This window comes from Streptomyces sp. NPDC025638 (assembly GCF_055558775.1).
This window is the reverse complement of sequence record NZ_JBVHLX010000015.1, coordinates 54,760-76,699: the sequence shown is the minus strand read 5'-3', so window position 1 is coordinate 76,699 and position 21,940 is coordinate 54,760. Positions and strand designations below refer to the sequence as shown.

The window sequence follows — 21,940 nt, the reverse complement described above, 5'->3', positions numbered from 1 at the left end:
GGACGTTAACCCCTGAGGGCGGCCAGTGTCTCCTTCGGATTCCATGCTTTTCCGCGACCCCTGACCAGCGGATAGCAGGCGAGACCGATCAGGACGGCGACGAAATGTCCGAAGTCGGTGAAGGTGCGGTCGGTGTAGAGCGGGATTCCGTAGAAGACGAGGACGCCCAGCAGATACAGCTGCCGCCAGGGCACGGCGAGCCGGTAGGTGAGCAGCCCGATGACGCCGGCCAGCGCGTAACTCACCCCGATGTCGAGGGTGTTGACCGCCGAGTGCGGGGCGATCCCGTCCCGGACTGCCTTCAGCAGCACGCCCTCGCTGATCAGCGTCGCAAACACATGCGCGACCACGCACACCGCCAGCCAGCGGGCGGTGCCGATCCAGCGTTCGGCCTGGGCGTGGAAGACCGAGTACAGGATCGCGTACGGCACCCAGTGTCCGCCGTCGATCCACATGGCGCTGGTGATCAGCACCCGTACGGGGTTCTGCGACAGCTCGTGGATGTTGGTGGAGCGCTGCCGCAGGAAGTCCTGCTCGAAGGCCGGCGACATGTGGTGCAGGGCGACGGTGGAGATGAACAGGATCAGCAGCCAGACATAGGTGCCCGGGGCGCTGCGGACGTAGGCCGTCACCGCCCGGAACCCACGTCGAAATCCGATGACCCGGTTCACATCCGTCAGTATCGTCGGGAAAGTGATCGAGGTGCCCGGCGAGCTGGCGGCTTCACAGCGGAAATTCAACGGGGACGCGGGGCGGGCGTTCATCGCGGACCTGCCCCGGCGGGCGGAGGAGTTCCTGAGGCGGTGGGAACTGCGGCTCGACGGGCCCGCCATGCACGGGGTGTGTGCGCTGGTCCTTCCGGTGGTCCGTGCCGACGGCAGCCCGGCCGCGCTGAAGCTCCAGCCGCTGGACGCCGAGAGCGAGGGCGAGCCGCTCGCGCTGCGGGTCTGGGGCGGCGACGGGGCCGTACGGCTGCTGGAGCACGACGAACCCAGCTGCACGCTGCTGCTGGAGCGGCTGGACGGGACGCGGGCGCTGACGGACCTGCCGGACACGCGTGAGGCCGTGCGCGTCATCGGCGAACTGCTGGCCCGGCTGACCGCCGCGGCGGCCCCGCCGGGGCTGCGCCGGCTCGGGGACATCGCGCGGGCGATGCTGGAGCGGGTGCCGTGGGCGCTGGAGCGGGTGCCCGATCCGGCCGGCCGGCGGCTCCTCGCGGACTGTGCGGCTGCCGTGCGGGAGGTCGTGGGCGAGCCCGGGGACCGGCTGCTGCACTGGGACCCTGCACTACGACAACGTCCTGGCGGCCGAACGGGCGCACTGGGTGGCCATCGACCCCAAGCCGCTCGCGGGCGATCCGGGCTTCGAGCTGCTGCCGGCGATCGACAACCGCTACGACCCGGGCGAGACCGTCCGGCGCTTCGACGCGCTGACCGACGCGCCGGCGCTGGACCGGGAGCGGGCGCGGGCGTGGACGCTGGGGCGGGTGCTGCAGAACTGCCTGTGGGAGATCGAGGACGGCCGCCCGCCGGAGGCGGTGCAGCTGGAGATCGGGCGGGCGCTGCGCGGGTGACACGCCGCCGGACGGACCATGCACCACGTTTATCAACTAATCGGCCATAGCGTACCGGATATGACGAAATGCCATATCGCATATCTGGCGAGCGCCGCCGCGCTCATCGGAACGGGGCTCGGCGCCACTCCGGCGACCGCCGCACCCAGGACCTTCCTGGTCCACCCGGGGGAATCGATCCAGCAGGCGGTGAACGCCGCACGGTCGGGAGACACCGTCCTGGTGACTCCCGGCACGTACCACGAGAGCGTCACGGTGAGCACGTCCCGGCTGACCCTGCGCGGCATGGGCCCGAGCACGGTGATCGAGCCCGCCGCCAAGGCCTCCAACAGCTGTGCCAAGGGCGGCAACGGCATCTGCGTGACGGGCACGGCGAACCGCGCCGTCGCGGGCGTCACCGTCTCCCACCTGACCGTGACCGGCTTCGCCAAGACCGGGGTGCTCGGCCGGGCGACCGACGGACTGACCGTGCGCAAGGTGTACGCGGTCGGGAACGGGGTCTGGGGCATCGCCCAGGAGCAGTCGGTGCGCGGTGTGTTCCGGAGCAACTACGCGCGCAACAACGGCGACGCGGGCCTGTTCCTGGCCAACACCATCTCGAAGGAACAGGGCGCCACGGACACCCGGGGCACGGTCGTCCAGCAGAACCGGATGGAGGGCAACCGGATCGGCCTGACCGTCCGGCGCCTGCGGAACCTCTCCGTCACGGGCAACTACGTCACCGGCAACTGCGCGGGCGTGTTCGTCGTCGGCGACGAGAACCTGCCGCGGACCGGGGCGCTGACGGTGGCGGACAACGTGGTCGCCACCAACAACAAGTCCTGCCCCAAGACCCCGCGGCTGCCCGCGCTCCAGGGCTCCGGCATCGTGCTGACCGGGGTCGAGAACACCAAGGTGAACCGGAACCTGGTCACGGGCAACTCCGGCCGGTCCCCGCTGTCGGGCGGGATCGTGCTGTTCAAGAGCTTCGTGGGCGTCACCAGCGAGCGGAACCGGATCAGCGAGAACACGCTGAAGGGCAACGCCCCGGCCGACCTGGTCAACCAGGAGACCAGCAAGGCCAACAACACCTTCCAGGGCAACTCCTGCGCGGCCTCCAAGCCCTCGGGGCTGTGCTGACCGCCGTACCCCCGCGTACATCCAAGGAAGGAAGGCGGCACATGACGACCGCTGAAACCGCCCCACCGCCGTCCATGCGGCTCAGAGAGCTCGTGTTCGGCGCGGCCTGTGCCGCCGCCGTCCGCGCGGCCGCCCGGCTCGGGGTCGCCGACGCCCTGGGGCAGGCCCCGATGGCCGTGGAGGACCTCGCGGCCGCGGTGAAGACCGAGCCGAAGCCGCTGCGCCGGCTGCTGCGGGCCCTGTCCTGCTACGGCGTCTTCGCCGAGCGGCCGGACGGCATGTTCGCGCACACCGAGATGTCCCGGCTGCTGCGCGAGGACAACCCGAACAGCCTGCGCTACATCTCGCTGTGGTGCACCGAGCCGTGGACCTGGGACGCCTGGCCCAAGCTGGACGAGGCGGTGCGCACCGGCGGCAACGTCGTCGAGGACCTGTACGGCAAGGAGTTCTTCGCGTACCTCAACGAGGACGCCCCGGAGTCGGCCGACGTCTTCAACCGGGCCATGACCACGTCCAGCGAGCAGTCGGCGCGCGATGTCGCGGCCCTGCTGGACCTGTCGGGCAGCGACTCGGTCGCGGACATCGGCGGCGGCCAGGGGCACGTGGTGGCCTGTCTGCTGGACAAGTACCCCTCGATGCACGGCAGTCTGCTCGACCTGCCCCGCGTGGTGGAGAACGCCCTGCCGCGGCTGCGCGAGGGCGGTGACCTCGCCGAGCGCGCCCGGATCGTGCCCGGCGACGTCCGCGAGGCGATCCCGGTCAGGGCCGACGTCTACATCATCAAGAACATCCTGGAGTGGGACGACGAGAGCACGGCGCGGACGCTGCGCAACGTCATCGGGGCCGGCGGCCCCGGAACGCGCGTCGTGGTGATCGAGAACCTCGTCGACGACACCCCGTCGATGCGGTTCAGCACCGCGATGGACCTGCTACTGCTCCTCAACGTCGGCGGGGCGAAGCACACCACCGACAGCATGGTGGGCCGGCTGACCGCGGCCGGCCTGGTCGTCGACGACATGCGTCCGGTCAACCCCTATCTGCACGCGTTCGACTGCCACGTACCGGGGTGAGGGCACACACCCCGCAGACCACCGGTCGCCGGGCCCGCGACGCTGCGGGCCCGGCGACCGGTGGCCGTTTCGGGGGACCGGACGGCTCAGGGGCGCTCCCAGACGTAGAAGCGGCGGGCCATGGCGTCCTTCGGCGAGCGCCAGGTCTGCGGGTCGTACGCGCTGACGTACGCCGACAGCCGCTCGCTGATGTCCCGGAACTCGGGGTGCTCGGTCACCTTGGCGATGGCCGGGCCGGGCTCGCGCTCGGACTCGACGAGGTGCATGTACACATCGCCGAACTGGAAGAGGCTGCGCCGCACGACACCGACGAGGTGCGGCAGCTCTCCCCGGTCGGACTCCTCGAACACCTTGGCGATGTCGGGGGCCGAACCCGGGGCCATACGGGCGACGATGAGGGCCTGGTGCATCGGACTGTGTCCTCCGTCCGGCTCAGTCGGCCAGGGCCGGCGCGGGCCGGTGTCCGGCGGCGGCCTTCTCGATCTTGTCCCGGATCAGGGCCATCTGGACCTTGGAGTTCCGGTTGATGTTGTCGGTCATCCAGTCGTCGTCGACCGGGGCGTCCGGCTTCATCTCGAAGTCCTGCGTCCACACCATCCGGGTGCCCGCGGGCACCTCCTCGTACTGCCAGTGGATGTTCATGTACGCGAAGGGCCCGGTCTCCACCCGACGGGCCCTGACCGTGAGGGTGTCGCGGTCCGGCTCCCGCTCCGAGACCCAGCTCCACACCGTGCCGTTCTCGTCCGGGTGCATGGTCAGCCGGAAGGTCGTCTTGGCGCCCTCCCGGGAGATGACCTCGCAGGCCGCGTACTCGCTGAACAGCTGCGGCCACCTGTCCAGGTCGTTGGTCATGTCCCAGACGAGGTCCAGGGGGGCGGCGATGGTGATCTCGTTCTGCGTGTGTCCGGCCATGTCAGGCTCCTGCCATGAGAGTGCTGTTGATGAGGTCGAGGAACTGCCGGGGGGTCTTGCAGCGCTCCGCGTCGGGCGGCATCGGCGTGCCGTGACGGTTCTCCAGTTCGCCGACGATGCCGAGCAGGCCGAGCGAGTCGATGCCGAGGACGTCGAAGCCCACGTCGCTCTGCTGCTCCAGGTCCTGCGGGGCGACGGTGACCCCGGCCGCCTTCTTCATGAGCCCGGCCAGTTCTTCCACGGTGATTTGGGCAGTCATGCGGTTCCTCTCCTTTGCTGCGAGGCAGTGCAGCGGCGCTCCCCGCGACGAGGCGCCCCGCTACGAGGCGTCGGCGGCGCCGTGCCGGAGCACCAGCGCCGAGTTGGACCCCATGAGTCCCCGGCTGAGGACCAGCGCCGTGCGCAGTTCGGCGGCGCGGGCGCGGCCGGTCACGAGGTCGAGGTCGTGACAGACGTCGAAGACGTTGGGGGTGGGTGGGATCAGTCCGTGCTCCATCGCGAGCACGGCCGCAGCGGTGTCCAGCACGGGCGCGGCGCAGTAGCCCCGGCCGATGCCGGTCTTCGGCGCGGTGACCGGCACCCGCCTGCCGTGCACGCCCAGGACGTCGGCGATGGCCAGCGCCTCGGCGCGGTCCGCCGCCGGCACCCCGAGGGCGTCGGCGAAGACGACGTCGATCTCCTCGGGGGCACAGCCGGCCTCGTCCAGGGCCCCCCGCACGGCCTGGGCGAGTCCCTCCCGGGTCTCGGCCCAGCGAGAGGCCCCGGTGAACGTCGCCGCATGTCCCGCGACGAGCGCCCGGACCCGCACGCCCCGTTCGCGCGCCACGTCCGCCGCCTCCACGACGAGCATCGCGCCGCCCTCGGCGGGCACGAATCCGCAGGCCGCGGTGGTGAACGGACGGTAGGCCCGGCTCGGGTCGTCGACGGTGCTCAGCTCCTCGTAGCCGAGCTGGCAGACCATCGAGTACGGGGCCAGCGGCGCCTCGGTCGAGCCGGCCACGATCACGTCGGTGCCGCGCCGCACGGCCCGCGCCGCATGGGCGACGGCATCCAGACCGCCCGCCTCGTCGGCCGCCACGACCGAGCACGGGCCCTTGAAACCGCGGCGGATGGAGATCTGACCGGTGCTGGCGGCGTAGAACCAGGCGATGGACTGGTACGGGCCGACGAACCGGCTTCCCTTTCCCCACAGTCGCTGCAGCTCCCGCTGGCCGAACTCGCCGCCGCCGGAGCCGGCCGCGGTGACCACGCCGATGGAGAACGGCGCGTCGGCGGTGTCGGCCGGCCCGAGACGGGCGTCGTCCAGCGCCAGGTCGGCCGCGGTCATCGCGTAGTGCGTGAACCGGTCGGTCTGGACGAGATAGCGCTCCTCGACCGCCGCCGCCGGGTCGAAGGCGCGAACCTCGCCGGCCACCTTCAGCGGCAGCTGCCCACAGCCGTCACGGGTGATCCGGTCGAGGACGCTGAGCCCTTCCTGGGTGGACTTCCAGAAGGTGTCGGTGCTGGTTCCGTTGGGCGCGACCACACCGATGCCGGTGATGGCCGCGCGCCGTTCATGGGGTGCGCTCATCGTGCCTTCTCCCTGGGACGGGTCAGGATCACCGCGGACTGGAACCCGCCGAACCCGCTGCCCACGGAGAGCACGCTGTCCAGCTTCCGTTCGCGGGCGACGCGCGGGACGTAGTCCAGGTCGCACTCGGGGTCGGGGGTCTCGTAGTTCGCGGTCGGCGGCACGACCTGCTTGACCAGCGCCAGCACACAGGCCACGACCTCGATCGCGCCGATCGCCCCGAGGGAGTGCCCCACCATGGACTTGATGGAGCTCATGGGCGTGCCGTAGGCGTGCTCTCCGAGCGCCCGCTTCACGGCCGCCGTCTCGTGGCGGTCGTTCTGCCGGGTGCCCGAGCCGTGCGCGTTGACGTAGTCGATCGCGGAGCCGTCGAGCCGGGAGTGGTCGAGGGCGACCTCTATCGCCCGGGCCATCTCCAGGCCCTCACTGGTCAGGCCGGTCATGTGGTAGGCGTTGCCGTAGGTGGCGTAGCCGCTGAGCTCGCAGTACACGTGCGCGCCTCGGGCCCGCGCGTGTTCCAGCTCCTCCAGGACGAGCACCGCGCCGCCCTCGCCCATGACGAACCCGTCACGGTTGTTGTCGAAGGGCCGGGAGGCGTGTGCCGGGTCGTCGTTGTTCGGCGACGTGGCCTTGATCGCGTCGAAGCACGCCATGGTGATCGGTGAGATCGGCGAGTCCGACGCGCCCGCTATGCAGATGTCGGCCCGGCCCTCCTCGACGGTGTGGAAGGCGTATCCGACCGCGTCCAGGCCCGAGGTGCAGCCCGTGGAGACGGTCTGCACCGGCCCCCGCGCGCCGAAGCGTTCCGCCACCGCGGAGGCCAGGGTGCTGGGCGAGAACGCCCGGTGCAGCTGGGGTTCCGCCTCCCGGTGGTCCACGTCCCAGCGCTGCCCTCGGTGGCTGACCAGGACGTAGTCGTGCTCCAGACGGGTGGTGCCGCCGACCGCGGTCCCCAGCGAGACCGCGACCCGCCAGGGGTTCTCCCCGGCGAGGTCGAGTCCGGAGTCCCGGACGGCCTCGTCCCCGGCCACCAGGGCGAACTGGATGTACCGGTCCGCCCGCTCGATCTGCTCGGCGTCCAGGCCGTGCGCCACGGGGTCGAAGTCGCACTCCGCGGCTATCTGCGAACGCAGGCCTGTCGGGTCGAAGAACGTGATGCCCCGCGTCGCGGTCCGGCCGTTGGCGAGCAAATCCCAGAACGCCGGTACGCCGATCCCGCCCGGAGCCACGATGCCTATGCCGGTGACCGCCACGCGCCGGGTCATGACCGGACCCGACCTCGGTCGGCCGTGCGGTCGGCGCCCGCCCCGGCTCCCTCCGTGACGACCGCGGCGGCACCGATGACCTCGGTCTCCTCCGTGTCGACATGACCCAGCTGCGGACGCGGCGCCAGCGGGCCCAGGTGGAAGACGATGCGCGCCTCCACATTGCCGACGTTGCGGAAGCGGTGCCGCATGTGGGCGGGGATCATCAGGCCCTGCTCCGGCTGCAGCGGCTGCGGCTCGCCGTCCAGGTCCACCTCCAGCCGCCCGCAGACGACGTACACGAACTCCTCGGAGTAGGGGTGGTAGTGCTCAGCGATGCGGTCGCCGGGCTGCACGATGGCCACTCCCATGAAACCGCTGGTCGATCCCACCGTGGTCGGGGTGAGCATGGCGCGCAGATCACCGCCGCGCCGGACATTGGGCTCGACCTCGCTGAGGTCCACGATTCTCGGACGGGATTTGATCACGACGTTCCTCCGATGGGTGTGCTGCGTCGGCATAGGGGCGTGGCCACCGGGTCAGGCGTCCGGCGAACGGCGGTCGGTGATGAGGTCCATACGGACCGCGGCGCCGTAGAGGAGCTTCTTGAGCTCGCCGGCCTGCGCGAACTCCGGCAGGGCGGGATCGGCACCGCCGGCGCCGCGCACATCGACCAGCCGCACCACGACGTCGTCGCGCTGGAAGATCGTGCTGCGCAGGACCGGGCTCGCCGGGTCCTCCGCCGCCGCCTCGTCGTGCTGGGCGAGCAGCTCGGCCAGCCGCATGCCGTCGCCGGGCTTGGCCGGGTAGTACAGCGCGTGCCGCTCGCCGTCGTGCAGCTCGTCCGCCGTCACATGGTGGACGGCGGGCAGCGCCGCCCGGGTGAAGAAGACCCGCGCCGACTCCTGGTCGTTGAGGTCCCGCTCCTGCTCCAGATACGGGTTGATGGCCTCCTCCACGGCACGGATCTCGGGCTGCCGGGCCACGTGGCGCAGCGCCGCGAGCAGGTCGCCGCGCACCTCGATGGCCCGGACGACCCGGTTGCCGTGCATGAACAGGGAGGTGCGGCACAGCTGTGTGCCGGCATCGACCCGGGCCTCGGGCGAGGCGTAGTTCGCGAGGATCTTCGCGACCTCCGGCTCGCTGCCCGGCTTGACCGTGAAGGTCAGGGCGTGGCGGATCACGCCGTCGCCGATCCGCGGCTGGGCCTGCAGCCGGCGCTGCGCCGCCCTGGTGCCCGCCGCCTCGCCGCCGGTCTCGCGGACGATGTGGAAGCGCAGCGACCGGGTGTCCCGGACGCAGCTGTGCAGCGGCTGCACCATCCGCACGTGTTCCTCGCTGTTCACCCAGGCGAGGAACGGCGGAGCACTTTCCCACTCACTCGTGATGAGCCATTGGGATGGATTCTCGATCGACTGGCAGAGTTGGTCACTGACATGGCCGGGCACGGACGCAACCTGGTTGCACAGCTGCTCGTAGGCCTCCAGGAACTGCTGCTGGGCTCCGTCGTACACGTCGACCAGCAGGACGACCCGCAGCCGGGAGCCGTCGAACACGGACTGGGAGACTTTCGACACGTGTCGCGACAGCGTTTCTGAAACACGCTCAGACGTAGTGGTCATCCTGCGGACATCTCCTTCACGGGGCAGGGGCGGACGTCGGCCGCGGGTGACGCGACGTCAGCGTTCCTTGATCCTGTGCCGGTCCCCAGCAGTGCGCGACTCGTATGAACCACGTGGGTGATTGGGCGCGCCGAGGCGCTCCCACAAGGCCCGAGAGGGCATGGAAACTCACAGGCGCCTCATGCGCGCACCCCTGCCTCTGGAGGCTTCGATGCTTCGAAAAGCCGACCACCGGGTCCCCGTCCTCATCGTGGGCGGCTCTCTGGTGGGCCTGTCCATGTCCCTTTTCCTGGGCCGTCTCGGTGTGCGTCACATGCTTGTCGAGCGGCACTCGGGGACCTCCCATCACCCACGCGGACGCGGCAACAACGTCCGGACGATGGAGCTGTTCCGGGTCGCCGGCATCGAACCGGACATCCATACGGCGGCCTCACTGCTCTCTGACAACCACGGCATCCTGCAGGCCCCCACGCTGGTCGGCGACGCCGGGGAATGGCTGTTCAAACACATCGACCCCAGCGGCGGACTGGCGAGGTTCAGCCCCACGGGGTGGTGCCTGTGCAGCCAGAACGACCTGGAGCCCGTACTCCTGGACGGCGCCCGCAAACTCGGCGGCGACCTGCGCTACTCCCATGAGATGGAGACCTTCGAGCACGACGCCGAAGGGGTGACGGCGATCGTCCGGGACCGCGGCACCGAGGAGCGCTACACCGTCCACTCGGACTACCTCGTCGCCGCCGACGGCCCGCGCAGCCCCGTCCGCACCCGGCTCGGCATCCACCAGACCGGGCCGGGCGAGCTGTTCGCCAATGTCAGCGTCACCTTCCGGTCCAAGCTCCTTGCCGACGTGGTCGGCGACCGGCGTTTCATCTGCTGCTATCTCACCGACCCCGAGGCCGACGGCGCCCTGCTGCCCGTCGACAACAAGGAGCGCTGGGTCTTCCACGCGCCCTGGCACCCCGAGCGCGGCGAGACGCTCGACGAGTTCACCGAGGACCGGCTCGCCCGGCACATCCGCCGTGCGGTCGGCGTCCCGGACCTCGATGTGGAGCTCACCGGCAAGGCGTCCTGGCGGGCCGCCGAGCGCGTCGCCGACCGGTACCGGGAGGGCCGGGTGTTCCTCGCCGGGGACTCCGCCCACGAGATGTCCCCGACCGGCGCGTTCGGCTCCAACACCGGCATCCAGGACGCGCACAACCTCGCCTGGAAGCTCGCCGCCGTGCTGGAGGGCTGGGCGGGCCCGCGCCTCTTGGAGACCTACGACACCGAGCGCCGCCCGGTGGCCACCGCCACCAGCGCCCGCGCCTCGGCCCGCTCCGTGGAACACAGCCACCCCGGCTTCTCGCCGAGCCCCGGCGTGGGCAACAAGAAGGGCGGCATCCTGCCCGTCGTCCTCGGCTACCGCTACCCGAAGGGCGCCGTCATCGACGCCGACCCGGCGCAGTCGGTGGTCCCCGAGGGCATGGACCTCGCCGGGCAGCCCGGCAGCCGGGCACCCCACATGTGGCTGCACCGCGGCGGCGAGCGGATCTCCACGATCGACCTCTACGAGCGCTCACTGGTCCTGCTCACCGACGCACCCGACGACGCGGGCTGGCACGCCGCCGCCCGCCGCGTCGCCGACCGGGACGGCGTACGGCTCGACGCGTACCGGATCGGCCCGGGCCCCGACGCCGACCTGGCCTACGACTCCGACACCGACGACTGGGCACGGGTCCACGGCACCACGGCCGACGGAGCGGTCCTGGTACGCCCGGACGGATTCGTGGCCTGGCGGGCACCGGGCGCCGTATCGGACCCGGAGGCGGCCCTGCGCAAGGTCCTCGCGACCCTCCTGCGCACGGGCTGACTCCGCCCCACGAACGCCGAAGGCCACCCGCACGGAAATCCGCGGGTGGCCTTCGCCGTACGGAGCCCCCTGTCGGATTCGAACCGACGACCTTCGCTTTACAAGAGCGGCGCTCTGACCAGCTGAGCTAAGGAGGCCTGCACGCGTGCGTGGTGCGTACGTGCCCGTGCAGTGTACCCAGGTCCCCGGGGCGGCTCGGCGAAAATTTCCGCGAAGTTCACAGTCCTCCGGCTACTGACAGACCGGTGAACGCCAGGTACCGTCCTGACCCAGTGCACTCTTGTGGACTACACCAACCACCTTCCTACTCGGATCGTCCGGCACGTTCCTGCCGGTAGAAGGGGGCCCATTCACCATGGCCACTGTCACGTTCGACAAGGCGACCCGGATCTACCCGGGTTCCACCAAGCCCGCCGTCGACGGTCTCGACATCTCGATCGAGGACGGCGAATTCCTCGTCCTGGTCGGTCCGTCCGGCTGCGGCAAGTCCACCTCGCTCCGCATGCTCGCGGGGCTCGAGGACGTCAACGCCGGCGCCATCCGCATCGGCGAGCGCGACGTCACCCACCTGCCGCCGAAGGACCGGGACATCGCCATGGTGTTCCAGAACTACGCGCTCTACCCGCACATGTCGGTCGCCGACAACATGGGCTTCGCGCTCAAGATCGCCGGCGTCAACAAGGCGGAGATCCGGCAGAAGGTCGAGGAGGCCGCGAAGATCCTCGACCTCAGCGAGTACCTGGACCGCAAGCCGAAGGCCCTGTCCGGCGGTCAGCGCCAGCGTGTCGCCATGGGCCGCGCCATCGTGCGTGAGCCGCAGGTCTTCCTCATGGACGAGCCGCTGTCCAACCTGGACGCCAAGCTCCGTGTCTCCACCCGTACGCAGATCGCGTCGCTGCAGCGCCGTCTCGGCATCACCACCGTCTACGTCACCCACGACCAGGTCGAGGCCATGACGATGGGCGACCGCGTGGCGGTCCTCAAGGACGGTCTGCTCCAGCAGGTCGACTCGCCGCGCAACATGTACGACCGCCCGGCCAACCTCTTCGTCGCCGGCTTCATCGGCTCCCCCGCCATGAACCTGGTCGAGGTCCCGATCACCGACGGCGGCGTGAAGTTCGGCAACAGCGTCGTCCCGGTCAACCGCGAGGCCCTCAAGGCCGCCTCCGACAAGGGTGACCGCACCGTCACGGTCGGCGTCCGCCCCGAGCACTTCGACGTGGTCGAGCACAACGGCGGCGCCGCCTCCGCCCTGTCCAAGGACACCGAGGACGCCCCGGCGGGTCTCGCGGTCTCCGTGAACGTCGTCGAGGAGCTGGGCGCCGACGGCTACGTCTACGGCACCGCCGAGGTCGGCGGCCAGACGAAGGACCTCGTGGTCCGCGTCAACGGCCGTCAGGTCCCGGAGAAGGGCGCGCAGCTGCACGTCGTGCCGCGGCCGGGCGAGACCCACGTGTTCTCGACCTCCACGGGCGAGCGTCTCTCCGACTGACCTCGGACAATGCACCCAGGTTGACGATGAGGGCCCCGCAGACCACTGCGGGGCCCTTTCCGTCGCCGCCGGATACCCCGGCAAGACAGTTCATTTCGATCGGCGTACGTCAACCCGTCACCCTTGAGGGGGCACGACTTCGTCCCTCGAAACGGTGACCAAATGTCGCCAAATCATCACTGGGCGCTACCCTCACACGCGTGAAGCACTCCACCACCCAACAGACGCGACGCGGTCACCGGGGTCCTGCCCGCCGGATCGGCCGCACCCTCGCCCTTGTCCTGCCCGTCGTCCTGGTGCTCTCCGGGACCCTCGCGGTCACCCGAGTCAACTGGACGGGGAGCCCCCGGAACTCGGTGCTCACCGCCTCGGACGTCTCCTCGGCGGAGGTGTCGTCCGCCCGGGCCGGAGCCGTGTCCCACGCCCCGCAGGAGGTGCTGCGCGACCAGCTGATGACCGAGCTGCAGGAGAAGAACCCGGGCGAGGTGCTCACCCACCTCCAGCAGGCGGTCAACGGGCACCCGTCGCTCGCGAAGCACTGCACCTCCATCGCCCGCGCCCTCGGCCGCGCCGCGGTCCGCATGTACGGCGCCTCGCGCGCCCAGGCATACGCCCGCCCGGTCTGCGACACCTCCTTCGCCTCCGGCGTCCTGGCCGCGCACAGCTGACAGCGGCGGTTGGAGCTCGGTAATGGCTGATTAAGGAACGGTTGCAGGCGAAAGTCACGAGCGGGGCGCCACGTACAGTTCGGTCATGACCCATCCGAACGCCGCGTCGCGCCCCACTCAAGCTGTCATCCTGGCCGGTGGCCAGGGCTCACGGCTGCGTCCCTACACCGACGACCGGCCCAAGCCGATGGTCGAGATCCCCGGCACCGGCACCCCGATCATCGGCCACCAGCTGTCCTGGCTCGCCGAGGAGGGCGTGACGGACGTGGTGGTCTCCTGCGGCCATCTCGCCGAGGTCCTGCAGAAGTGGCTGGACTCGGCCGACCTGTCGGTCAAGGTCACCACCGTCGTGGAGACGGAACCCCTCGGCCGCGGCGGCGGCCTGAAGTACGCGGCCGCCCATCTGCCCCGCCCGGACCGGCCCTGGTACGCCACCAACGGCGACATCTGGACCCGTTTCTCGCTGCGCGAGATGGCGGACTTCCACACCGAGCGCGACGCCGTCGCGACCCTTGCGCTGGCGCGGCCGCGCATTCCCTGGGGCGCCGTGCAGACGGACGGCTTCGGGCACATCACGGACTTCATCGAGGCCCCGCCGTCGACCTTCGAGATCAACGCGGGCGTCTATGTGTTCTCGCCCGAGTTCGCCGGGCTGCTTCCCGAGCGGGGCGACCACGAGCGGACGACGTTCCCGCACCTGGCGCGCGAGCGGCGGCTGGCGGGCTTCCCGATCCCGCAGGGAGCGTACTGGCGGGCCATCGACACGGCGAAGGATCTGACGGAGGCGGCGAAGGAGCTGGCCGCTACGGGGCGGTGACCGTTCGGTCGTATGCATCATGAGGGCATGTTCGTCCTGAGGGGCGCGCTGTCGTCCCGTACGCCAAAAGGGCCCCGCACCTCGTGGTGCGGGGCCCTTTCAATACCGCTCCTGCTGCTAGCCCAGCAGGCCGCCCACCAGGCCCGGCTGGCCCGAGGACGTGCTGCCGCCGCCGGTGCCCGTGCCGCCGGTCGAGCCGGTGCCGCCCGTCGCCGCGCCGCCGGAGGTCGGGCCCGAGGTGGTGCTGGGGGCCCGGCCGGCCGGGGAGGTGTGCTGCGGCGGGGCCTGGCCCACGGTGCCCTGGGTCTGGCTGGGGGCGCCACCGGTGGCGGCGCCGGACGAGTGGGCCGCGCCCGGGGTCGTCGCCGCGCTGGACGGCGAGGTGGACGCCGTGGCGCCGCCGGACGGCGGGGTGGAGGCCGCCGGAGCCTTCTGGCGCTGCTTGGCGGGCCCGTCCGGGAGCGGCGAGCCCGGCAGGTTGTTGCGCGGGGCCTCGCCGGGGCCCGGCACGACCACGCGGCTGGAGTCGCGGACGGCGCCGCCCAGCAGGGAGCCGACGAGCAGGGTGAGGCCGACCGTGATAGCCGTGATCAGGGCGCCGCGGCGCAGGACGTAGCGGCGCAGGTCCCAGATGTCCGAGCGCGGTCCGAGGGTGCGCCAGGCGCGGCCCGCGAGGCGGCCGTCGACGGAGTAGACGGGGGCGCCGGCGATGATCAGCGGGGACCAGGCGGCCAGGTAGATGATGTCGGGGGCGTCGTAGGCCGGGACGGTCTTCCAGCTGACGGTGACGATGAGCGCGGCGGACAGCAGCGCGCCGAAGACCGCGGCCACCCGCTGCCAGCAGCCCAGGATCGTGAGGACGCCCACGACGACCTGGAGGAAGGCGATGACGAGCCCCGAGCCGACCGGGTGCTCGAGCGCGAACTGCCGCAGCGGTTCGGCGACTTCCCAGGGATGCAGGGTGTTGAGCCACTTCACCATGGAGCCGCGCTTGCCGCCGTCGAAGTAGACGGGGTCGCAGAGCTTGCCCATGCCGGCGTAGATGGAGATGAAGCCCAGGAAGATCCGGAGCGGGAGCAGGACCACGCCGAGGTTCAGCCGGCGGCCGGGGTAGTAGGCGTGCCGGGCCGGGTCCTCGGCGTGGCGCCTGGTCCGGGGGGCGGGGGGCGCCTCGGCCGGCTCCCCGTAGTCCTGGAACTCGTCGTCGGCGTAGGGGTATTCGTCGTACCCGGGTTCGTCGTAGCCGGGTTCGTCGTAGGCGCTGCCCACAGGCCGCATGGGGGGCAGCAGCCGGTTCTCGCCGGCGGCGGGCGCGCGCTGGGGGCCGACGACGGGGGTCTCGGCGGTGCGGTCGAAGTCGTCGTAACCGACGTCGCCGTAACCGCCCCCGAGACCGACGCGTGGGATGACCCGGGTGGCCCCGGCGTCGACGGACGGGTCGTCGGTGTAGCGGACGCTGCCGCCCCGCACGGCCTGGAGCAGCCGGTGGGCGCCGGTGTCGTCGGGGGCGGACCTGCCGCTCCAGACGACGGGGCGGCGCCGGCGTGGGGCCTGGGCCGCTGTGCCCGCCGCGCCGACGACCGGGATGCGGGCGGTGTGCTCGGTGGCGCTCAAGTGCCGTGCGACCCGCGGGGATTGGGTACGCCGCGTCGATACGCCCAGTTGCACGCGGAAGCTCGCGTGATTGACGATGACCTGCGCCGGATCGCTCGGCACCTTCACCATGCTCAGCGCGGGAGCGTCGTCGAATCCCGACGAGCGGTCCCCCGTGGGTGTGCGGGGTGTTCTGGTGTCCACACTCATCTAACCGAGTGACGTGGTGTTAGGACACTGCTTTGACCGGTCGGATCTGTCCGGACCGCGTCAAGGTTGTCCTGGACGCCGGATTTAGCCCGTACAGGTGAACTTGCGGACGCGCGTTCAAGCGCGCCCGCAGTCGTCGTCGGCTGCTCGCCGACCCGTCGTCGGCTCTTCGCCGACCCGCCGTCAGCTCCGGCGCCGAGCGGCCTCGTACAGCACGATCCCCGCCGCCACACCGGCGTTGAGCGACTCCGCGCCGCCCGGCATCGGGATCCGCACCCGGAAGTCGCAGGTCTCGCCGACCAGTCGGGACAGGCCCTTGCCCTCGCTGCCGACGACGATGACGACCGGGCCCTCCAGGGCCTGCAGGTCACCGAGTTCGGCCTCTCCGTCGGCGGCGAGGCCGACGACCACGATCCCGGCCTTCTTGTACGACTCCAGAGCGCGCGTCAGGTTGGTGGCGCGGGCGACGGGCGTACGGGCCGCCGTACCGGCGGAGGTCTTCCAGGCACCGGCGGTCATGCCGGCCGCGCGCCGCTCGGGCACGACGACGCCGTGACCGCCGAAGGCGGAGACGGAGCGGACGACGGCGCCGAGGTTGCGCGGGTCGGTCACCCCGTCGAGGGCGACGATCAGCGGGTCCTCGCCCTCGTCGTAGGCGGCGTCGGCGAGGTCCTCGGGGTGCGCGTACTCGTACGGCGGGACCTGGAGGACCAGACCCTGGTGGTTGAGCCCGTTGGTCATACGGTCGAGCTCGGGGCGCGGGGCCTCCATGAGGTTGATGCCCCCGCGCTCGGTGGCGAGCTGCAGGGCCTCGCGGACGCGCTCGTCGTTGTCGATGAACTGCTGGACGTAGAGGGTGCTCGCGGGCACGCCCTCGCGCAGCGCCTCGACGACCGGGTTGCGGCCGACGACCAGCTCGGAGGGCGTCTTGCCGCCCCGGCGCTGCTGCGGACGCCCCTGGGCGCGGCGCACCTTCGCGTTCGCGGCGCGCTGCTTGGCGTGTCCCTTGCGCATCTCGGCGGGCGGGGTGGGGCCCTTGCCCTCCAGGCCCCGGCGCCGCTGGCCGCCACTGCCGACCTGCGCGCCCTTCTTGCCGGACATGCGGCGGTTGTTCGCGGCCATGACCTACCTGTTCTCTACGGAAGCGTGCGTACGTGTATATGCAGTGTGCCGCCCGGACACCCGGGCGGCACAATCGATCATCGGACCGTGAGTGGCCTCAGCGCGGGCCGAGGCTCCAGCGCGGCCCCTGCGGGCTGTCCTCGATGACCAGACCGGACTGGTTGAGCTGGTCGCGGATGGCGTCCGCGGTGGCCCAGTCCTTGCGGGAGCGGGCCGCTTCGCGCTGGTCGAGGACCAGCCGTACGAGGCTGTCGACCACGCCGTGCAGGTCTTCCTTGCGATCGGTGCCGCCGTCGGCCCAGTGCGGGTCGAGCGGGTCGAGACCCAGGACGCCGAGCATGGCGCGCACCTCGGCGAGGCGGGCGACGGCGGCTTCCTTGTCGTCGGCGGCGAGTGCGGAGTTGCCCTGCCGGACGGTGGTGTGCACGACGGCCAGTGCCTGCGGGACACCGAGGTCGTCGTCCATCGCCTCGGCGAACGCGGGCGGCACCTCGGCGGACGGTTCGACGACGCCCCCGGACAGCTCCACCACGCGCTGCACGAAGCCCTCGATCCGCGCGAACGCGGACTCGGCCTCGCGCAGGGCGTCCTCGCTGTACTCGATCATCGAGCGGTAGTGCGGGGTGCCGAGGTAGTAGCGCAGCACGATCGGCCGCCACGCCTTGACCATCTCGGAGACCAGGACGCTGTTGCCCAGCGACTTGGCCATCTTCTCGCCGGCCATGGTCACCCAGGCGTTGTGCACCCAGTACTGGGCGAAGTCGTCGCCGTAGGCCTTGGCCTGGGCGATCTCGTTCTCGTGGTGCGGGAAGATCAGGTCGAGGCCGCCGCCGTGGATGTCGAAGGCGCTGCCCAGGTACTTGTGCGCCATGGCCGAGCACTCCAGGTGCCAGCCCGGGCGCCCGTCTCCCCACGGCGTCGGCCAGGTCGGCTCGCCGGGCTTGGCGGACTTCCACATGGCGAAGTCGCGCGGGTCCCGCTTGCCGGTCTCGCCCTCGCCGGAGGGCTGGAGCAGGTTGTCGAGCTCCTGCCGGGACAGCTCCAGGTACCGCGGGAAGGAGCGCACGTCGAAGTAGACGTTGCCGTCCGCCGCGTAGGCGTGGCCGCGCTCGATCAGGCCCTGCATCATCTCGATCATCTCGGTGATGTGGCCGGTGGCGCGGGGCTCGTACGTCGGCGGCAGGCAGCCGAGTGCCGTGTAGCCGTCGTCGAACGCGCGCTCGTTCTCGTACCCGATGGACCACCAGGGCCGGTTCTGCTCGTGGGCCTTGGCGATGATCTTGTCGTCGATGTCGGTGACGTTCCTGATGAACGTCACCTCGTAGCCCCGGTGGGCGAACCACCGGCGCATGATGTCGAAGTTGAGGCCCGAGCGGATGTGCCCGATGTGCGGCGCCGACTGCACGGTGGCACCACACAGGTAGATCGAGACACAACCCGGCGTGAGCGGGGTGAAGTCACGGATCTGCCGGGCGTTGGTGTCGTACAGCCGAATAGTCACCACTCCAGGGTAGTGGGCGCCGGGGAGTGCCTTGCGACCTACCGCCGAAGGGCGACGATTTCGTGACGCTGCCTCCGGCGGTTCGGCAGTCATTTTCGTGCCGGTGCGCTGTGGCTCGCGTCCTCAGTCGCCGGACGGACTCGTGGGCCGGTCCACCCGGACGACCAGCGCCGTGGCCACCGCCATCAGGCCCTCGTCCCGGCCCGGGAAGCCCAGGCCGTCCGTCGTGGCCCCGGACACCGAGACCGGGGCGCCGGCCGCCTCCGAGAGGAGCTTCTGGGCCTCGTCCCGGCGTTTTCCGATCTTGGGGCGGGGGCCGACGACCTGGACCGCGATGTTGCCGATGCGGAAACCCGCCGCGCGGACGATCCGGGCCGCCTCCGTGAGCAGGGTGACGCCGGACGCGCCCGACCACTCCGGGCGCCCGGTGCCGAAGTGCTGGCCCAGGTCACCGAGGCCGGCCGCCGAGAAGAGCGCGTTGCACGCGGCGTGCGCGACGACGTCCGCGTCGGAGTGACCGGCCAGGCCCGGCCCCTCGCCCTCCCACTTCAGGCCCGCGCACCACAGCTCGCGGCCCTCTTCGAAGGCGTGGATGTCGGTGCCGATGCCGACCTGGGGCAGCACCGTGTCAGAAGCCATCGTTCAGCCTCCGACGGGCCAGGACCGCCTCCGCGAGGACCAGGTCCAGCGGACGGGTGACCTTGAAGGCCTCCTCGTGGCCGGGAACCACCACGACCGGCTCCCCGAGCCGCTCGACCATGCCGGCGCAGTCGGTGACGTCGTCGGTGACGGTCTCGTGGGCCCGTACGAGCGTCGCCCGGTCGAAGCCCTGCGGTGTCTGTACGGCGCGCAGCCGGGCGCGCTCGGGTGTGGCCAGCACCGGCTCGGGCTCGCCCGGCACCGCCGCCGGCTCGACCTCCTTGACGGTGTCGGCGAGCGGCAGCGCGGGGACGACGGCGTGAGCTCCGTCACGTACGGCCTCGATCACCGCGTCCACGGTGTCCACGGGCACGAGCGGACGGGCCGCGTCATGCACCAGGACGATGCCGTAGTCGGGCGGGAGCGCGTCCAGCCCCAGCTTCACCGACTCCTGGCGGGAGTCGCCGCCCGGCACGACCAGGAAGTCCGTTCGCTCGGGCAGCGCGTGCGCGTCGAGCAGCGACTTGACCTCGGCGGTGCCGTCCGGCGGGGCCACGACGACGACCAGGGAGACGGCACGGGAGGCGGCGAGCGCGCGCACCGCGTGGATGAGCATGGGAGTGCCGTTCAGCGTGCGGAGCGCCTTGGGGGCGCCCGGGCCGAGGCGTACGCCCCGGCCGGCGGCCGGAATCACCGCGGCCGTACGCAACTCCGCGGGCGAAGGGCGCGAATCGTCAGACATCGGTTCCTGTCAGGTTTGTGTGCTCGGCCTACGTGGGTATGGCCTGGGAAGTGCCGGGCGCGACGCCCCGACCGGACCCTTCCGTGACACCGGTCGAGCCAGCTGCCCGGGCCCGGCACGCCATGTATCGGGGGGAAATCCCTTCGACTTGATACTCGATCGATCCGATACTCGATTTCGACCGGGCGGTCCGAGTATGGGGATCCGAGTACGTGACAGGCGTACTCCATCCGGCATCCGGGTACGAACATGCCGCAGCGCCCGGCGACAGAAGTCACGTCATCGGGCACCGCGGCATTTCACTGTGCTGAGCAGAGCGGGCGCAGCCGGCTACGCGTCAGGACGCGAGGACCTCGTCGAGCAGGGCCTCGGCCTTGTCCTCGTTCGTGTTCTCCGCAAGAGCGAGTTCGCTCACCAGGATCTGGCGGGCCTTGGCGAGCATGCGCTTCTCACCGGCGGAGAGTCCACGCTCGCGCTCACGACGCCACAGGTCACGCACGACTTCCGCGACCTTGATGACATCGCCGGAGGCGAGCTTCTCCAGATTTGCCTTGTAACGACGAGACCAGTTCGTGGGCTCCTCGGCGTACGGCGCGCGCAGCACCTCGAAGACCCGGTCCAGCCCGTCCTGACCGACCACATCACGCACGCCCACGAACTCAGCATTGTCCGCTGGCACACGCACCGTCAGGTCACCCTGGGCGACCTTCAGCACCAAGTAGGTCTTGTCCACGCCTTTGATCTGGCGAGTTTCGATGGCCTCGATCAGCGCGGCCCCGTGATGGGGATAGACCACGGTGTCGCCAACCTTGAACGTCATGTGACAGGTACCCCTTCCGTGGCTATCCAGGGTAACACGGATACGGCGTCTTCTGAATGGCGTTTTCGCAGGTCAGGGCATATCTCGGGGCTTGACAACAGCGACAGGAACGTGCTTCGGAAGGTCGGCGGAAGCAGGTATTCGCAGGTCGGAGCGGCTCTTCGGGCGAGGTGAAACGCGCACGTTACCCACACCTGGAGGCTTCTCCAAGTGGTCGAACGTCCACATTTGTCCGGTCTCAAGCGTGCGACTTCCGCTACTCCGTTCGGTTGGCCCGAGTCGGGTACGAGACGTTTCCGGAATTGATCACGGGCGGCCGACTGAGCGGTACGTGATCAATTCCGGGGCGGCCCCGCATTCCTTCACGGAAATTTTGCGGGACGCCTTATATGAATGCCGTACGAGCCCGGAGTCAAAGTGACTCGGGAGTCACTTGTGGCCCCCGGGTACCCCCTGCACGGGCGAAGCGTGTGAGGTTGGGGGAGGGTCGGGTGCGAGCGCTCCGGAACGGCTCGGTAACCTATGGCCGCTGACAGACACTTAGGGTGGCTTTTATAAGGAAGGCCGCCCGCGCGTTCAAGGAGTTGCCGCCGCCGTGAGCAGCAGCCTTCGACGCGGCGCCCTCGCCGCCTCCGCCATCGTTTTCTCGATCGCCTCGCTCGCCGCATGCGCTGCCGGCAACGACGCTCAGACGCTGCAGGTCAAGCCGGACAACGCCGCGACCAGCGTCGGCACCATCAAGGTGCAGAACGCGACCGTCATCACGCAGCCCGATCTGCAGTCCACCGGTCCGGCCGTGATCTCCGCGACCATCTTCAACACCGGCACCACCCCGCAGACGCTGCAGTCGCTCGTCCTGCCCGGCACCGGCAAGACCGCGCAGCTCTCCCCCGCCAAGGGCGGATCGCTCACCATCCCGGCCGGCGGCCGGCTCGTCATCGGCGGCAAGAACAACGCGTCCGCCGTGCTGGCGAGCAGCCGCGAGTCGGTCCAGGACGGCAACGCCCAGAAGATCACCTTCACCTTCAGCAAGACCGGTGACGTGAGCCTGCGCGCCTTCGTGGTCCCGGCCACGCACTACTTCACCGACTGGGGCCCGAGCGAGATCCCGACGTCCTCGGCCACGCCCACGGCCGCCGCGGGCGCCTCGGCGTCCACGAGCGCCAAGCCGGGCAAGCACCCGTCGGCCACCGCGACCGCGACGGAGTCCGCCACCGGGTCCACCCCGAGCGACTCCGCGTCGGCGTCGGCCACGCCGTCCGGCCACTGATCGGCCGTACGACCCATCCGCACGACCAGCCGTACGAGTGAAGGGCGGCACCCCCGAGGGGGTGCCGCCCTTCACTCGTGTCAGTCTCACTCGTGTCAGTCCAGGTG

Annotated in this window: 21 protein-coding genes, 1 tRNA gene and 1 pseudogene; 8 read left to right on the top strand and 15 right to left on the bottom strand. The window is 70.7% G+C overall.

Annotated features, from left to right (window positions below; all coding sequences use genetic code 11):
* Positions 1–5 precede the first annotated feature (5 nt).
* Positions 6–632 (bottom strand): rhomboid-like protein, encoded by a 627-nt coding sequence (locus ACZ4EG_RS33865; RefSeq protein WP_467793341.1) that lies wholly within the window; start codon positions 630–632, stop codon positions 6–8.
* A gap of 25 nt (positions 633–657) precedes the next feature.
* On the opposite strand from ACZ4EG_RS33865, the pseudogene ACZ4EG_RS33860 reads away from it, so the two are divergent.
* The 3 genes and pseudogenes from ACZ4EG_RS33860 (at position 658) to ACZ4EG_RS33850 (ending at position 3,762) form a co-directional block, all read left to right on the top strand.
* A pseudogene (locus ACZ4EG_RS33860) lies at positions 658–1,573 on the top strand (aminoglycoside phosphotransferase family protein).
* A gap of 60 nt (positions 1,574–1,633) precedes the next feature.
* Complete coding sequence (locus tag ACZ4EG_RS33855; protein ID WP_467793340.1) at positions 1,634–2,692, top strand: right-handed parallel beta-helix repeat-containing protein; 1,059 nt, start codon at positions 1,634–1,636, stop codon at positions 2,690–2,692.
* A gap of 41 nt (positions 2,693–2,733) precedes the next feature.
* Positions 2,734–3,762: a methyltransferase gene (locus tag ACZ4EG_RS33850; RefSeq protein WP_453554697.1), complete on the top strand. Its 1,029-nt coding sequence runs from the start codon at positions 2,734–2,736 to the stop codon at positions 3,760–3,762.
* Positions 3,763–3,848: 86 nt separating this feature from the next.
* On the opposite strand, the gene ACZ4EG_RS33845 is transcribed toward ACZ4EG_RS33850, so the two are convergent.
* Genes ACZ4EG_RS33845 through ACZ4EG_RS33815 form a run of 7 tightly spaced genes read right to left on the bottom strand, consistent with a single transcriptional unit; the run spans position 3,849 to position 9,110 of the window.
* Entirely contained in the window at positions 3,849–4,172 is a 324-nt protein-coding gene (locus ACZ4EG_RS33845; RefSeq protein WP_263210182.1) for a TcmI family type II polyketide cyclase, read from the bottom strand.
* A 22-nt stretch (positions 4,173–4,194) separates the two neighbouring features.
* The gene (locus ACZ4EG_RS33840) at positions 4,195–4,674 is read right to left on the bottom strand and encodes an SRPBCC family protein (RefSeq protein ID WP_453554695.1); all 480 of its coding nucleotides are present in this window, start codon (positions 4,672–4,674) and stop codon (positions 4,195–4,197) included.
* Between the two features lies 1 nt (position 4,675).
* Positions 4,676–4,933 (bottom strand): acyl carrier protein, encoded by a 258-nt coding sequence (locus ACZ4EG_RS33835; RefSeq protein WP_263210185.1) that lies wholly within the window; start codon positions 4,931–4,933, stop codon positions 4,676–4,678.
* A gap of 60 nt (positions 4,934–4,993) precedes the next feature.
* On the bottom strand, positions 4,994–6,244 hold the full coding sequence (locus tag ACZ4EG_RS33830; RefSeq protein WP_453554693.1) for a ketosynthase chain-length factor: 1,251 nt from the start codon (positions 6,242–6,244) through the stop codon (positions 4,994–4,996).
* A complete protein-coding gene (locus tag ACZ4EG_RS33825) occupies positions 6,241–7,509 on the bottom strand; it encodes a beta-ketoacyl-[acyl-carrier-protein] synthase family protein (RefSeq protein WP_453554691.1) in 1,269 nt (422 codons plus the stop codon). The genes ACZ4EG_RS33830 and ACZ4EG_RS33825 overlap by 4 nt, the downstream gene beginning before the upstream one ends.
* On the bottom strand, positions 7,506–7,976 hold the full coding sequence (locus ACZ4EG_RS33820; RefSeq protein ID WP_390712062.1) for a cupin domain-containing protein: 471 nt from the start codon (positions 7,974–7,976) through the stop codon (positions 7,506–7,508). Before ACZ4EG_RS33820 ends, ACZ4EG_RS33825 begins: the two co-directional genes overlap by 4 nt.
* A 51-nt stretch (positions 7,977–8,027) precedes the next feature.
* Positions 8,028–9,110: a SchA/CurD-like domain-containing protein gene (locus tag ACZ4EG_RS33815; protein WP_453554688.1), complete on the bottom strand. Its 1,083-nt coding sequence runs from the start codon at positions 9,108–9,110 to the stop codon at positions 8,028–8,030.
* A 211-nt stretch (positions 9,111–9,321) separates the two neighbouring features.
* Here ACZ4EG_RS33815 and ACZ4EG_RS33810 point away from each other — a divergent pair, with 211 nt between their 5' ends.
* Positions 9,322–10,959: an FAD-dependent oxidoreductase gene (locus ACZ4EG_RS33810; protein WP_467793339.1), complete on the top strand. Its 1,638-nt coding sequence runs from the start codon at positions 9,322–9,324 to the stop codon at positions 10,957–10,959.
* 63 nt (positions 10,960–11,022) lie between these two features.
* Here the strand turns inward: ACZ4EG_RS33810 and ACZ4EG_RS33805 are convergent.
* A tRNA-Thr gene (locus ACZ4EG_RS33805) sits at positions 11,023–11,096 on the bottom strand.
* Positions 11,097–11,314: 218 nt separating this feature from the next.
* On the opposite strand from ACZ4EG_RS33805, the gene ACZ4EG_RS33800 reads away from it, so the two are divergent.
* The 3 genes from ACZ4EG_RS33800 (at position 11,315) to ACZ4EG_RS33790 (ending at position 13,936) form a co-directional block, all read left to right on the top strand.
* Positions 11,315–12,451, top strand: coding sequence for an ABC transporter ATP-binding protein (locus tag ACZ4EG_RS33800; protein WP_467793338.1), 1,137 nt, complete (start codon positions 11,315–11,317; stop codon positions 12,449–12,451).
* 200 nt (positions 12,452–12,651) lie between these two features.
* A complete protein-coding gene (locus ACZ4EG_RS33795) occupies positions 12,652–13,119 on the top strand; it encodes a hypothetical protein (RefSeq protein ID WP_453554682.1) in 468 nt (155 codons plus the stop codon).
* Positions 13,120–13,204: 85 nt separating this feature from the next.
* On the top strand, positions 13,205–13,936 hold the full coding sequence (locus tag ACZ4EG_RS33790) for a nucleotidyltransferase family protein (RefSeq protein WP_453554680.1): 732 nt from the start codon (positions 13,205–13,207) through the stop codon (positions 13,934–13,936).
* Positions 13,937–14,053: 117 nt separating this feature from the next.
* On the opposite strand, the gene ACZ4EG_RS33785 is transcribed toward ACZ4EG_RS33790, so the two are convergent.
* The 6 genes from ACZ4EG_RS33785 to ACZ4EG_RS33760 form a co-directional block, all read right to left on the bottom strand.
* Positions 14,054–15,739, bottom strand: a complete 1,686-nt coding sequence (locus tag ACZ4EG_RS33785; RefSeq protein WP_467793337.1) for a DoxX family protein — start codon at positions 15,737–15,739, stop codon at positions 14,054–14,056.
* Between the two features lie 183 nt (positions 15,740–15,922).
* The gene (gene rlmB, locus ACZ4EG_RS33780) at positions 15,923–16,861 is read right to left on the bottom strand and encodes a 23S rRNA (guanosine(2251)-2'-O)-methyltransferase RlmB (protein ID WP_467793336.1); all 939 of its coding nucleotides are present in this window, start codon (positions 16,859–16,861) and stop codon (positions 15,923–15,925) included.
* Positions 16,862–16,958: 97 nt separating this feature from the next.
* A complete protein-coding gene (cysS, locus tag ACZ4EG_RS33775; RefSeq protein WP_453554674.1) occupies positions 16,959–18,362 on the bottom strand; it encodes a cysteine--tRNA ligase in 1,404 nt (467 codons plus the stop codon).
* A 123-nt stretch (positions 18,363–18,485) separates the two neighbouring features.
* A complete protein-coding gene (ispF, locus tag ACZ4EG_RS33770; RefSeq protein WP_453554672.1) occupies positions 18,486–19,001 on the bottom strand; it encodes a 2-C-methyl-D-erythritol 2,4-cyclodiphosphate synthase in 516 nt (171 codons plus the stop codon).
* Positions 18,991–19,743, bottom strand: a complete 753-nt coding sequence (gene ispD / locus ACZ4EG_RS33765) for a 2-C-methyl-D-erythritol 4-phosphate cytidylyltransferase (protein WP_390712072.1) — start codon at positions 19,741–19,743, stop codon at positions 18,991–18,993. The genes ispF and ispD overlap by 11 nt, the downstream gene beginning before the upstream one ends.
* A gap of 337 nt (positions 19,744–20,080) precedes the next feature.
* Positions 20,081–20,563, bottom strand: coding sequence for a CarD family transcriptional regulator (locus tag ACZ4EG_RS33760; protein ID WP_003953493.1), 483 nt, complete (start codon positions 20,561–20,563; stop codon positions 20,081–20,083).
* A gap of 595 nt (positions 20,564–21,158) precedes the next feature.
* Here ACZ4EG_RS33760 and ACZ4EG_RS33755 point away from each other — a divergent pair.
* Entirely contained in the window at positions 21,159–21,833 is a 675-nt protein-coding gene (locus ACZ4EG_RS33755; protein WP_467793335.1) for a DUF461 domain-containing protein, read from the top strand.
* Positions 21,834–21,940: the final 107 nt, after the last annotated feature.

Excerpts from the sequence above, each read along its gene's own strand:
- ACZ4EG_RS33855 (WP_467793340.1), top strand. The coding sequence starts at position 1,634 with ATGACGAAATGCCATATCGCATATCTGGCGAGCGCCGCCGCGCTCATC.
- ACZ4EG_RS33850 (WP_453554697.1), top strand. The coding sequence starts at position 2,734 with ATGACGACCGCTGAAACCGCCCCACCGCCGTCCATGCGGCTCAGAGAG.
- ACZ4EG_RS33845 (WP_263210182.1), bottom strand. The coding sequence starts at position 4,172 with ATGCACCAGGCCCTCATCGTCGCCCGTATGGCCCCGGGTTCGGCCCCC.
- ACZ4EG_RS33840 (WP_453554695.1), bottom strand. The coding sequence starts at position 4,674 with ATGGCCGGACACACGCAGAACGAGATCACCATCGCCGCCCCCCTGGAC.
- ACZ4EG_RS33835 (WP_263210185.1), bottom strand. The coding sequence starts at position 4,933 with ATGACTGCCCAAATCACCGTGGAAGAACTGGCCGGGCTCATGAAGAAG.
- ACZ4EG_RS33830 (WP_453554693.1), bottom strand. The coding sequence starts at position 6,244 with ATGAGCGCACCCCATGAACGGCGCGCGGCCATCACCGGCATCGGTGTG.
- ACZ4EG_RS33825 (WP_453554691.1), bottom strand. The coding sequence starts at position 7,509 with ATGACCCGGCGCGTGGCGGTCACCGGCATAGGCATCGTGGCTCCGGGC.
- ACZ4EG_RS33815 (WP_453554688.1), bottom strand. The coding sequence starts at position 9,110 with ATGACCACTACGTCTGAGCGTGTTTCAGAAACGCTGTCGCGACACGTG.
- ACZ4EG_RS33810 (WP_467793339.1), top strand. The coding sequence starts at position 9,322 with ATGCTTCGAAAAGCCGACCACCGGGTCCCCGTCCTCATCGTGGGCGGC.
- ACZ4EG_RS33800 (WP_467793338.1), top strand. The coding sequence starts at position 11,315 with ATGGCCACTGTCACGTTCGACAAGGCGACCCGGATCTACCCGGGTTCC.
- ACZ4EG_RS33790 (WP_453554680.1), top strand. The coding sequence starts at position 13,205 with ATGACCCATCCGAACGCCGCGTCGCGCCCCACTCAAGCTGTCATCCTG.
- ACZ4EG_RS33785 (WP_467793337.1), bottom strand. The coding sequence starts at position 15,739 with ATGAGTGTGGACACCAGAACACCCCGCACACCCACGGGGGACCGCTCG.
- rlmB (WP_467793336.1), bottom strand. The coding sequence starts at position 16,861 with ATGGCCGCGAACAACCGCCGCATGTCCGGCAAGAAGGGCGCGCAGGTC.
- ispF (WP_453554672.1), bottom strand. The coding sequence starts at position 19,001 with ATGGCTTCTGACACGGTGCTGCCCCAGGTCGGCATCGGCACCGACATC.
- ispD (WP_390712072.1), bottom strand. The coding sequence starts at position 19,743 with ATGTCTGACGATTCGCGCCCTTCGCCCGCGGAGTTGCGTACGGCCGCG.
- ACZ4EG_RS33760 (WP_003953493.1), bottom strand. The coding sequence starts at position 20,563 with ATGACGTTCAAGGTTGGCGACACCGTGGTCTATCCCCATCACGGGGCC.